The organism is Bacillus sp. 205(2023) (genome assembly GCF_037027485.1).
Classification (GTDB): domain Bacteria; phylum Bacillota; class Bacilli; order Bacillales; family Bacillaceae; genus Bacillus; species Bacillus halotolerans.
In genome coordinates this window covers 940011-951580 of the sequence record NZ_JAXCHF010000001.1, presented here as the reverse complement: position 1 = coordinate 951580, position 11570 = coordinate 940011, and the positions used below count along the sequence as shown (strand labels likewise).

9 protein-coding genes and 4 pseudogenes are annotated in these 11570 nt (G+C 36.1%); 6 read left to right on the top strand and 7 right to left on the bottom strand.

All coding sequences use genetic code 11. From position 1 onward, the window contains the following. Nucleotides 1-184 precede the first annotated feature (184 nt). The gene (pdxR, locus tag WA325_RS04730; protein ID WP_336183244.1) at nucleotides 185-1567 is read right to left on the bottom strand and encodes a MocR-like pyridoxine biosynthesis transcription factor PdxR; all 1383 of its coding nucleotides are present in this window, start codon (nucleotides 1565-1567) and stop codon (nucleotides 185-187) included. Between the two features lie 115 nt (nucleotides 1568-1682). Here pdxR and WA325_RS04725 point away from each other — a divergent pair, with 115 nt between their 5' ends. From WA325_RS04725 to WA325_RS21430, 3 genes and pseudogenes are all read left to right on the top strand, one after another. Then, the gene (locus tag WA325_RS04725) at nucleotides 1683-2297 is read left to right on the top strand and encodes an FMN-binding negative transcriptional regulator (protein ID WP_336183242.1); all 615 of its coding nucleotides are present in this window, start codon (nucleotides 1683-1685) and stop codon (nucleotides 2295-2297) included. A 26-nt stretch (nucleotides 2298-2323) separates the two neighbouring features. After that, nucleotides 2324-3124: a dihydrodipicolinate synthase family protein gene (locus tag WA325_RS04720; protein WP_336183241.1), complete on the top strand. Its 801-nt coding sequence runs from the start codon at nucleotides 2324-2326 to the stop codon at nucleotides 3122-3124. After that, a pseudogene (locus WA325_RS21430) lies at nucleotides 3124-3233 on the top strand (hypothetical protein); the annotation flags it as partial. The gene WA325_RS04720 and the pseudogene WA325_RS21430, both read left to right, overlap by 1 nt. Nucleotides 3234-3824: 591 nt before the next feature. Here WA325_RS21430 and WA325_RS04715 read toward each other — a convergent pair. From WA325_RS04715 to WA325_RS04700, 4 genes are all read right to left on the bottom strand, one after another. Beyond that, entirely contained in the window at nucleotides 3825-4994 is a 1170-nt protein-coding gene (locus WA325_RS04715; RefSeq protein WP_336183240.1) for an MFS transporter, read from the bottom strand. A 137-nt stretch (nucleotides 4995-5131) separates the two neighbouring features. Next, a complete protein-coding gene (locus tag WA325_RS04710) occupies nucleotides 5132-5878 on the bottom strand; it encodes an SDR family oxidoreductase (protein ID WP_322839703.1) in 747 nt (248 codons plus the stop codon). 251 nt (nucleotides 5879-6129) lie between these two features. Further along, nucleotides 6130-6405 carry an HPr family phosphocarrier protein gene (locus tag WA325_RS04705; protein ID WP_014477407.1) on the bottom strand — a complete coding sequence of 92 codons (276 nt, stop codon included), beginning with the start codon at nucleotides 6403-6405 and terminating at the stop codon, nucleotides 6130-6132. Between the two features lie 168 nt (nucleotides 6406-6573). After that, entirely contained in the window at nucleotides 6574-7698 is a 1125-nt protein-coding gene (locus tag WA325_RS04700) for an alpha/beta hydrolase (RefSeq protein ID WP_336183239.1), read from the bottom strand. Between the two features lie 224 nt (nucleotides 7699-7922). Here WA325_RS04700 and WA325_RS04695 point away from each other — a divergent pair, with 224 nt between their 5' ends. Beyond that, complete coding sequence (locus WA325_RS04695) at nucleotides 7923-8468, top strand: TetR/AcrR family transcriptional regulator (RefSeq protein ID WP_014112744.1); 546 nt, start codon at nucleotides 7923-7925, stop codon at nucleotides 8466-8468. Between the two features lie 41 nt (nucleotides 8469-8509). Here WA325_RS04695 and WA325_RS04690 read toward each other — a convergent pair. Then, nucleotides 8510-8903 (bottom strand): annotated as a pseudogene (locus tag WA325_RS04690) (SMI1/KNR4 family protein). A 521-nt stretch (nucleotides 8904-9424) separates the two neighbouring features. On the opposite strand from WA325_RS04690, the pseudogene WA325_RS04685 reads away from it, so the two are divergent. Both WA325_RS04685 and spoIVCA read left to right on the top strand, forming a co-directional pair. Further along, nucleotides 9425-9603: pseudogene (locus tag WA325_RS04685) on the top strand (hypothetical protein). After that, the gene (gene spoIVCA, locus WA325_RS04680; RefSeq protein WP_336183399.1) at nucleotides 9561-11021 is read left to right on the top strand and encodes a site-specific DNA recombinase SpoIVCA; all 1461 of its coding nucleotides are present in this window, start codon (nucleotides 9561-9563) and stop codon (nucleotides 11019-11021) included. The pseudogene WA325_RS04685 and the gene spoIVCA overlap by 43 nt, the downstream one beginning before the upstream one ends. Before the next feature lie 27 nt (nucleotides 11022-11048). Here the strand turns inward: spoIVCA and WA325_RS04675 are convergent. Continuing rightward, a pseudogene (locus WA325_RS04675) lies at nucleotides 11049-11399 on the bottom strand (sigma-70 family RNA polymerase sigma factor); the annotation flags it as partial. Nucleotides 11400-11570: the final 171 nt, after the last annotated feature.

Sequence of the window (11570 nt, the reverse complement as noted above, 5' to 3'; positions counted from 1 at the left end):
AACTCCATCAGACCACCCTGTATATAATATAATGGCTATTATTACATTTTCTAGGTTGTTATTTTAACAGACTTGGGATTAAATACAAGTAATAAAGAAATAAGATGCATCCTAATGAAGTCCAAAATCTAATATAATTAACCATTTCTAATTTTTTAAATAAGACAAAACTAAGATATGTGTATTACAACCAAGCATTTTTCAAAAGTTTTACACCCTGTGTTATTTCATCAAAGTTGAGATGAGCGAAACCTAACTTTATGATTGGTCTATTAGGATTTCTATTAACGAAATAAATGTTAGTAGGATATACTTTTACTCCATACTTTAAAGCACGTTGGATTAATCTTTCTTCTGAATAGTTAAGATGAACTTTCACTAATATATATAATCCAGACTGCTCACCAATAATCGTTAAATGATCTCCGAACTGCTTCTTTAAATTTGAAGTAAAGTGCTGCATTTTGCGTCTATATATGGTACGCATGCGTTTAATATGCCGGGCCCATTCACCTTCTTTCATAAATTCGGCCATGGTTAGTTGGTTAAGCAAAGAAGCAGTACTTTCGAAATGAAGAAAACGGTTTTTGTATAGATGTAATATAGGTTGGGGTAAAACCATATAGCTTAGGCGAACGCCTGGAAGAAAGGATTTTGAGAAATTTCCTAAATAGATTACTCTTTCTGAATGAATGGAGGCAAGGGCAGGAAATGGCTGCTGCGTATAACGGAATTCACTGTCGTAATCATCTTCAAGAATATATCCCTCTTTTTTATTAATCCAATTGATAAGTGTTTGACGTTGCTGAATGGGCATGCTTACTCCGTAAGGGCTATGATGAGAAGGTGTCACATAAATTAATTTTTCTTTCATTGAATTTAACTTCGAAAAATCAGCCCCACTTTCAAAGACAGGTAATGTTTCTAGAGAAAACCCATGAAATTGAAATGCTTCTCTCGCCCCGTCAAAACCTGGGTCCTCAACTATGATCCCAGAAAATTCATCTTTCAGAATATGACCAAGATAAATTAACATTTGCTGAGTACTGCTGCCAATGATAATGGAATTTGCATCAGTTTTCACCCCGCGGGATTCTAACAAATAAGCAGCTACTTGTTCACGTAGCTGTATTTCACCGAATGCTTCACCGTATAGGTAGCTTTTCTCTAATGTCAAAACTTGATTATACAATTTCCTCCATGTTTTCAGAGGGAAATGCTTTTGATCTACAGCACCTGCACGAAAATCAATCAGAACCCTTTCTTCTAACGTTTTTGTTTGCTTACTTTGAAAAGAGTCATTTTTTCGTTGAAACAAAAGGGGGTTTACTTCATTTACAAAATACCCTTTTCTTTTTTCGCCCCGAATGTATCCCTCCGCTAAAAGTAGATCGTAGGCCATTAGCGTTGTATTGCGACTTACCTGCAGGGAATTTGCCAGTTCACGAATGGATGGTAATTGTTCATTTGCTTGTATATTTCCTTGCTCAATTAATGCTTTGAATTGCTCGTAAATTTGTTTGTATTTAGGAGTATTACTTTTAAAAGCAAAAATAATGTTTTTCATCGTCTTCTCCCCTGACATGTATATTTATTTGGAATTGTACCTTTTAAAATGTCAGTTAGTATCATATTATACCCTAAAGGCGCTTGATCAATCCATTTTTAGAAAGGAGGGTTTTATGTATATCCCCGCCCCATTTCAGCTTAGTGAAGACGAAGCTTGCGATGTTATAAAAGAGTATGGTTTTGCAACATTGTTTTCAGTGCACGATGGTATGCCGTATGCAACCCATTTGCCCTTGATGATAAGCAACGATAAAAATTACTTATACGGTCATTTGGCTCAACCGAATCCTCAGTGGAAAGATATCGTAAGCCAATCCGTTTTAGCAGTTTTTCAAGGGCCTCATTGTTATATTTCGCCCAAGTGGTATGAGACGAATCAGGCTGTACCTACATGGAATTACGTATCTGCTCATGTTTACGGGGAAGTTGAACTTTTGGATGAGGAAGAAACAATAAATTCAATGAGTGATCTGGTATTGAAATACGAAAGCCCTGACAGTCCATACAAAATAGGGGATGTCGATTCTAAATTGTTAGCGGGCATGAACAAAGGGGTAAAAGGTTTTAAAATCAAAATCAACAAAATAGAGGGGAAAGCGAAGCTAAGTCAAAATCATTCGATATTACGGCAGGAATTAGTCGTTAACCAACTCAGTCTAATACCACATACACACGAACAAATAATCTCTAGTTTAATGAAAGAAAATATAAACAAAAAAATGCAATAAGTTTATAAGTTGGAGGATTGCTTATAATGAAAAATTTTAATGTTGCTATTCCTACTCCTTTTTATGAAAATGAGAGTTTATTTTTAGAAGGCTTTGACCCTATTGTTGAATATTTACGAAACAACGGAATCGATTCCTTGCTTATATGCGGCACTACTGGTGAACAACATTCACTCAGCATTAATGAACGTATACAAATCATTGAACATTTCAATCAGCAAAAATTTGAGGATATTGAACTGATGTTTGGTGTGTCATCTATAAGAACAAGTGATGCTAGAAAGCTTATTGAAAAAATCGAAAAAACCAATATAGATGTTATATTACTTGGCTTTCCGCCTTATATAAAACCAACACAACAGCAAGCTATTTATTATGTTGATGAACTGCTTAGCCATACGTCTAAAGAGGTTGTGCTTTATAATAACCCTGCCCGAACTGGCTTTGATTTGAGCCAGAAAGCACTTAAAGACTTGGTCAGCCGGCATCCTAATATTATTGGACTGAAAGAAGGAGGCGACGTTCATCGTCATCAACAAACCAATCTTTCTAAAGACTTTATTATGTTTGCAGCAGGAGATGTAAATTTCCTAGAGTTAATCAATAATGGATGTAACGGTTTGTCGAGTATGGTAGGGAATGTTTATCCTCGAGAAGTCAAAGAAGCTTTCAATAACTTGTTAGAGAATAAACCGGTTAATCTAAATAAATTAAACGACCTAATAAATGAGGTTACAAACAATCAACCTATTGTTAATATAAAAGCGCACTATAATAAGGTTGGTATAAAAATAGGTAATTGTCGATCACCACTCATATCACTTTAAAAGAAGGTTTGACATTAAAAGAGGTTGCTGCGAAACTCAATTTACTAACAGAAAAACAATGTTTGAAGAGATGTTCAAGCCAGAAGATATGGTGAGACCAAAAATTTAATTTATTCAAAATAGATTTAACTCTAAACTAGTTACTAATCAGTTAGTAATTAGTTTTTTATTTCAAGCTAGGCTATCTTTTACTGTCTTGCAGAGAAAACAAAAGATATGTGGTTATTCTAGCGAATATGCCACCAATGACATGTAATTTTCTGGTGATGAAAAAAACTACTCCATTTTTACTCCACAATATGAATAAATCATTGCAAAACAACATAATCAAAATAAATAAACACTGATATATAAAGGTTTTGTAACAGAAAACACAGTTTCACTTTATTGAGGCCTAGTGGGTGAATAACCCGTGGAGGTTCAAGTCCTCTCGGCCGCATCAATGATACCAAGGGTTTTAGACCTTTGGTATTTTTTTGAGTGTTCGAGGAAATTATATTTTGTGACCAAAATTGTCCACTAACTTAAAGTAAGTTATTTATTTACAGTTCATATGATTGTCAGATAAATGACGTTAAATGTTGAAATGCCTGACTTATCTGTTGAATAAATAAGGTATGAAAAAGCCGATCATCCTCAAAAGGACAGTCGGCTCTTTCTTAATAAAAATATGAAATGAAAGTTCATTAAAATATCGAGTTTATCTAAAAAATTGTTTTGTGGGACTATACATGTTCGTTCTGAGTAAAATCGATATCAAGCTCAATATAACTGATAAAAATCCTACTAACACGACGTATTGTGTACCTAATTGTGATATAAATAATCCACCTACAGCTGTACCAATTGTTGTTCCTACATTAGCAGATGTTACAAATAATCCATTTGCGAAATCAGGAGCTTCTGGTGCAGCAGACGTAATCCAATATTGATTTATATTATTTCCTATACCAGCTACTATTCCCCAAACTAAAGTAATGACAGCCATTGGTAAAGTAAATTGTCCTATTAAAAATAATATGATGTATACAATTCCTAATACAAATGGGTAAGAAACAACAGTCTTGATGGTATCTTTAGTAAGTAACTTACCTGCAATAATATTCCCAATGATGTTTGCCACACCGAATATGACTAATATGAAACTAATTGTATTAGGAGACATATTCGTAACTGTTTTCAGATACTCAGCAAGATAACTATAAACCCCAAATATTGCTGAATTTATTAAAATGACTGTAACAATGGAAAGCCAAGTAATTGTTTTTTTTAATACACTTACCTGTTTGCCGTAAGAAAGTTTTTCTTTTACAGGCATAGAAGGAAAAAATACTAATGTAGCAATGAATGTTAGAGCATTCACAATTGCAAAGAATAACATTGCGATATGAAGCGAAACTGTACTAGCAAGAAAACTTGCGATTGGTACACCAAGTACCATACCTGCAGAAACGCCCATAAGTACCTTGGCAACAGCTTTTGGAGCTTCTTTCTTGTCAACTGAGTTAGCAGCTATTGTAAAAGCCGCTGAAAAATAAATGGGGTGAAAAATGGCTGGAATTACACGAGCAATGATAGCTATCGTAAAGTTTGTTGCAAACAGAGAGACAATGTTACCCAGAACAAAAATACCAAGTACAAGTAACATTACCTTCTTGCGATTGATCCCCGAAAATAATAACGGCATAGTAGGACCGCAAATAGCAACAGTAAGTGCAAAGAGACTTACCAGCCACCCGGCCTTAGATACACTAATATGAAAATAATCAGCAATAGAGGGTAATATCCCTATAACCCCCATTTCAGTATTGATAATGCCGAAAGTTCCTACGGTGAGTATTAATATTAATAAATTATTTCGTTTAACCAAAATAACAACTCCAATCTTTATTGATGGATCAACAAGCAATAGTAAAAAATGCCCCAAACCATATAGGGGCATTTTTTTTTTATAGAATTTAAAGTAACTGGCATGCAGGGCTAATAATCCTTAATCGCCAACATTCATTAGATAACTTGTTTGGTTGGACGAATCAAAATTTCACTTACTGCAACGGTTTCAGGCGTACTGATCGTATAAGCTACTGCATCTGCAATATCGCTTGGTTTAAGAGAAAAACCTTCTCCTGTATCCATAAGATCCTTTACCCATTCGCGGTTTTTAGGATCATTAATTGTTGTATAAAGTTCAGTACTGACAGCACCCGGTGAAACAATAGTTGACCGAATATTATTTTCCCTTTCCTCCTGACGCAATCCCTCCATAATCGCTCTAACCGCAAACTTAGTCCCGCAGTATACAGCTGAATCTGGATAAACAACATGTCCAGCTACGGAATCAGTTGCAATAATGTGACCGGACTGTTGTTGTTTCATAATAGGTAATGCAGCAGCAATTCCATTTAAAACACCCATAATGTTAATATCCAACATTTGACGCCATTCATCAAAGCGAGTTTCTGAAAGTGGAGCAGTTGGCATGATTCCAGCGTTATTGTACATTACATCTATACGGCCATATTTTTTAACTGCCAAATCTACAACTGCTTGAACATCTTCTTTATTCGTTACATCTGCAACAGCATATGAAATTTCCGCGTTGGGTAACGTTTCAACAAGAGCTTTCAAACGATCTTCACGACGAGCAGCTATAACTAGTTTTGCTCCTTCTTGTGCAAGTTTCTTAGTAGTTGCTTCGCCAATCCCACTTGATGCACCTATAATAATCACAACTTTACCTTGAATATTTGACATATTGCATAACACCCTTCTTTGAAACATTTCTTTATATTGTGTCCAAGATTTCTTTCATTTAAATGAACATCGATCGAATAATGAACATTTGTTTATTATTATTAATTAGATATGTGATACATACAATGATTAAATGAATGCAATTCGTTGATTATTCAACAAGTCAACAAATATTGTTGATTATTTTAGAAAAAGCTAAGTATTTGTATAACCTGCATATCAGTGTCTTTAGTTTGTAAGAAGATAGAGTTTTACTGTACATAATCATTTTTTATTAAACTATCTTTGATCATTTCGATAGCCTGAACCTCGTCAGCTCCAATAGCCTTTAAATATATTTCGGTTCCAGGTTTAATTTCCAAGTCCATAATGTCCATTATAGACTTAGGTGAGTGTTTTAGATTGATTCTTTTCCCACGGCATTCAAGAAAGATATCTGATGCAAATTGATGAGCTAAACTTACTAACAGGATTGCTGGTCTCGCAAATCCTGTTTCCTTATTGACAATAAACTGTTTTTTAATCATTCTTCACCTCATAACATTATTATTGACAAAGGAATTTTAGAGAAATAAAACTCATTTTATAAAATTACTTTGTTTTAAAAAATGAGAATCCAGGAAGATTTGCTTTATTATAATTGTTTCGTTTGAAGTACCATTGGTACGCAAAGCTCTCTGCAATTTTCAATCCGACTATTTTTTCTTCAGGTTTTTTTTGAAGAAGGACTCGAGCTTGTCAAAAGGGATTAGATTCACTCGGTCATACAGATCCACGTGACCTGCACCCGGAACAATGTAGATTTCCTTCGGTTTGCCCGCCAGCTTGTAGGCTTCTTCACTAAACTCTCTGGAATGAGCGTTTTCACCTGTGATGAAAAGCATTGGACGAGGAGAAATCGTCTGTATATCTTCGAATGGGTAAAAATTCATGAATTTGACGTTGCTGGTGAGCGTCGGGTGCGTTGTGAGTTCTGGCGACGATCCTTTAGGCGTGTATTCACCTCTTGGAGTGCGGTAGAAGTCATAAAACTCTCGCTCAATGGCGGTAGATTTTTCATTCAGTTCATGTACTGTCCCACTGGTGTATTTGGTTTTGCCGCCTGTGAACTCCGCATAGCGTTGCTCCGCTGCCTCTTCGAGAATCTTCTTTCTCTGCTCGAGAGTCTGCGAGTGTTTAAGCCCGTTACGGTTAGCAGCACCCATGTCGTACATACTGACTGTCGCAACGGCTTTCATGCGCGGGTCGATCTTGGCTGCGCTGATGGCAAAGCTCCCGCTGCCACAAATCCCTAGAACACCAATCCGCTCCTTGTCAACAAACGGCCGGGTGCCTAGGAAATCCACCGCAGCACTGAAATCCTCGGCATAGATATCTGGCGAAACAGCGTTGCGAGGCTGACCTTCACTCTCTCCCCAGAAAGACAAATCCAAGGACAACGTAACGAATCCCTTTTCAGCCATTTTTTGCGCATACAGATTTGAACTTTGTTCTTTTACTGCGCCCATAGGATGCCCGACAATGATCGCGGGATTTTTGGTGTTCTGATTCAAACCTTTAGGAATAAAAAGATTCCCTGCAACTTTCATGTTGTATTGATTTTTAAACGAAACATTCTTTTTGTTTACCTTGTTGCTTTTGTAAAAGTTGTCTGCTCCATTGGACAGATCAGGCTTGTATCCAACGCTCTTGGATACAGTGTCAACGCTAGCCTTTGATGCAACGTCAGCACTAGTCTTTGATGCAAAGGTCACCGCGGATAAAAGCAAGCCCAATGATATCCCTGTGAGTACAAGCGTGATAGTAAACTTTTTTTTCAATTTTAAATAACACCCTTTCTTACTTTTGTTTTAAAAATAATTCTCTTGTAATTAAATGGTGTATATTGACTTTGTTGAAAGCATCGTTGATTGATTAATCAACATTTGTTTATAATTATAAATAGATACACGATGCTCTCAATGGTTAAATGAACGTAATTCGTTGATTAATCAACACTTCAACCTAAATTGTTGATGATCTTAAGAAAGTGTGGTGACCAGCTATGTCCAAAGTGGATAGAAGAATAACCAAAAGTCAAGAAGCGATTAAGAGTGCTCTGATTGAGCTGATGAGTGAAAAAAGTTTTGATCACATTACAATTAAGGATATTGCTGACAGAGCAAATGTTAATCGAGGAACCATTTATCTTCATTACTTAGATAAATTTGATCTATTAGATAAGATTATGGAAGAACATATAAACAATATGGGAGATTTTTGCGAGTCAGCTACTGAAATGGATTGGATTGAATCGACTGTTCACTGCATGGAATATCTTGAGAGTAATTATTTATTCTTTTCGACGATGTTGGCCAGTGAGGGAGCTCGATATTTTCGCAGTCAGTTCCTTAAGTTTAATATCGAAGAGTTTAAGAAAGATGTAGATATAACGAAAGGCAAAAATTATGGCCAAAGTGAAGATGTCATTGTTGAATTTGTTGCAAATGCTTACGTGGGAGTAGTGGAATGGTGGCTAAAAAATGAAATGCCTTATCCACCTCGTGCTATGGCAGAAAAAGTGGGAGAGTTGTTAGAGAGGATTATATAATTACTACTATCAAAATTTCATATCATCAATGAACCAAGGGGTTATTGAAGAAAATTATTTACAGCAGTATAACCGTATCCTTCATGGTTGTCCCAAAGGATAACAGGATATTCGCCATCTACCATTTTATTTGTATCAAGACAATAAAAGTATTCATCTATATACTCAATAACAACTAGACCTGGTATACGCTTGTAAAACGTTCTGTATTCTTTTGTTTGCTCTACAACTTCAGCTCCATGAGAGTCATAACCGAGTATCATAGTCCGAACGTGCCTCCTGAACCATACTCAGTTAAAACCACTTATAACTGTCTGGAAGGGTTACTCTGAGATCTTCTTCTATCTCTTTAATTTGTTTATCAATGACTTCTCCAATAAGAATTGAATATTTTTTATTCTCATCAAAGAATTTTTTCACTTTAGAGTAATTCACATTTAGCCTCACGTACATTTAATTTTGGTTTGCAATTCATCGATCTTATTAAGTTCGTACTCATAGTCACAGTTTTCTTCTCAAAAAAATTCATAGGAGCAGTATTTATTTTCATATGGCTATTTTAATAGACATGCCACCAGGGACACGTGCAATACCATAAAAATATTCAGTGGTTTAATAACCTAAAAACAGTGCTCATTTTATTGAGGTCCTTGAGTAATAAGGATACCAAATGAACAGGTTGGATCTTTATCGTTTTAGCTCACCATTTTTTAACCATATTTCATATAAACGTATAGAAATGGTGCAAAGTGAATATACAGAGTGTAATGAAAATTAGCTTTCATAACCAATGATATGGATTTACTATGTTGAGGGACTAGTGGGCGTCGTATACGTCAGAGAAGAAACCGATGATTTAAACCATCGGTTTTTTTATTTGTTTTCATACTCATTGAAAATCACCTCATTAGGACAAACACTTGTCACATAGCATTACCCAAGGGGTGATGCATTTTATGAAGGTAATAATCATCGAGGGACCTCATGCTGACAAATGCATTAACGATTGCTATCATTATTTAATAAAACTTTATAGGAAGGAGATCCAGGGTGATAGCAATATATGTAAGGGTATCGACCGAGGAACAAGCGATCAAGGGATCGAGCATCGACAGCCAGATCGAGGCCTGCATAAAGAAAGCAGGGACTAAGGATGTGCTGAAGTATGCCGATGAAGGATTTTCTGGAGAGCTTTTAGAACGTCCGGCTTTGAATCGCCTGAGGGAGGATGCAAGCAAAGGACTTATAAGTCAAGTTATTTGTTATGATCCTGACCGACTTTCTCGGAAATTAATGAATCAGCTTATCATTGATGATGAACTGCGAAAGCGAAACATACCCTTGATTTTTGTAAATGGTGAGTATGCCAATTCTCCAGAGGGTCAATTGTTTTTCGCAATGCGCGGGGCAATTTCAGAATTTGAAAAAGCCAAAATCAAAGAACGGACTTCAAGCGGCCGACTTCAAAAAATGAAAAAAGGCATGATTATTAAAGATTCCAAACTATATGGCTATAAATTTGTTAAAGAGAGAAGAACTCTTGCGATATTTGAAGAGGAAGCCAAAATTATTCGAATGATTTTTAACTATTTCACCGATCATAAAAGCCCTTTTTTCGGCAGAGTAAATGGTATTGCTCTACATTTAACCCAGATGGGGGTTAAAACCAAAAAAGGCGCCAAAGTATGGCACAGGCAGGTTGTTCGACAAATATTAATGAACTCTTCTTATAAGGGTGAACATAAACAGTATAAATATGATACAGAGGGTTCCTATGTTTCAAAACAGGCAGGGAACAAATCTATAATTAAAATAAGGCCTGAAGAAGAACAAATCACTGTTAAAATTCCAGCAATAATTCCAGCCGAACAATGGGACTATGCTCAAGAGCTTTTAGGCCAAAGTAAACGAAAGCACTTGAGTATCAGTCCTCACAATTATTTGTTATCCGGTTTGGTTAGATGCGGGAAGTGCGGAAATACCATGACAGGAAAGAAAAGAAAATCACATGGTAAAGACTACTATGTGTATACTTGTCGGAAAAATTATTCTGGGGCAAAGGACCGCGGCTGCGGAAAAGAAATGTCTGAGAATAAATTGAACCGGCATGTATGGGGTGAAATTTTTAAATTCATCACAAATCCTCAAAAGTATGCTTCTTTTAAAGAGATTGAACAATCAAATCACCTGTCTGATGAATTAGAACTCATTCAAAAAGAGATAGAGAAAACAAAAAAAGGCCGCAAGCGTCTTTTAACGCTAATCAGCCTAAGCGATGACGATGATTTAGATATTGATGAAATCAAAGCACAAATTATTGAACTGCAAAAAAAGCAAAACCAGCTTACTGAAAAGTGTAACGAAATCCAATCAAAAATGAAAGTCCTAGATGATACGAGCTCAAGTGAAAATGCTCTAAAAAGAGCCATCGACTATTTTCAATCAATCGGTGCAGATAACTTAACTCTTGAAGATAAAAAAACAATTGTTAACTTTATCGTGAAAGAAGTTACCGTTGTGGATTCTGACACCGTATATATTGAAACTTATTAAAGAGGGGTGTATGCACCCCCCTTTTGTAATTACAATCTCATTTTCAATACACCGCGCAGCATACGTCGCCAGTTTTGTCCCTTTTCCGGCGGAATAGCTTTCAATTCCTTTGATCAGCCCGATTGTTCCGATGGAGATTAAGTCCTCTGCGTCTTCACCTGTATTTTCAAACTTTTTTACAATATGGGCGACCAAGCGAAGATTATGCTCAATCAGCATGTTTCTGGCATGTTCATCCCCTTTAGCCATGAGCTCTAAGTATTTTTTTTCCTCGCTGCTTGAGAGCGGTTGTGGAAAGGCATTGTTTTTCACGTAAGATACTAAAAAGACAAGCTCTTTAACTACAAAACCGAGCGCTGCGAAAACACCTGTCACCATCGTCACCTCCACATGATTATGTAGGCAAAAGCCTATATGTCAATGTATGTGATCGGAAGGCTGTCTGTGTCTGTACCGGGAAATTTCTCAATGGAGAGCTGAGGTTTTGTTTTTTAAAATAATCTTTACGCTGCTCCCATACATTTAAATAAACGAAACTGTATGGTATGG

What these genes read in the sequence shown, in the direction of transcription:
- WA325_RS04710 (WP_322839703.1), bottom strand. Translation starts at nt 5,878, where the DNA reads ATGTCAAATATTCAAGGTAAAGTTGTGATTATTATAGGTGCATCAAGT.
- WA325_RS04695 (WP_014112744.1), top strand. Translation starts at nt 7,923, where the DNA reads ATGTCCAAAGTGGATAGAAGAATAACCAAAAGTCAAGAAGCGATTAAG.
- WA325_RS04705 (WP_014477407.1), bottom strand. Translation starts at nt 6,405, where the DNA reads ATGATTAAAAAACAGTTTATTGTCAATAAGGAAACAGGATTTGCGAGA.
- WA325_RS04725 (WP_336183242.1), top strand. Translation starts at nt 1,683, where the DNA reads ATGTATATCCCCGCCCCATTTCAGCTTAGTGAAGACGAAGCTTGCGAT.
- WA325_RS04720 (WP_336183241.1), top strand. Translation starts at nt 2,324, where the DNA reads ATGAAAAATTTTAATGTTGCTATTCCTACTCCTTTTTATGAAAATGAG.
- pdxR (WP_336183244.1), bottom strand. Translation starts at nt 1,567, where the DNA reads ATGAAAAACATTATTTTTGCTTTTAAAAGTAATACTCCTAAATACAAA.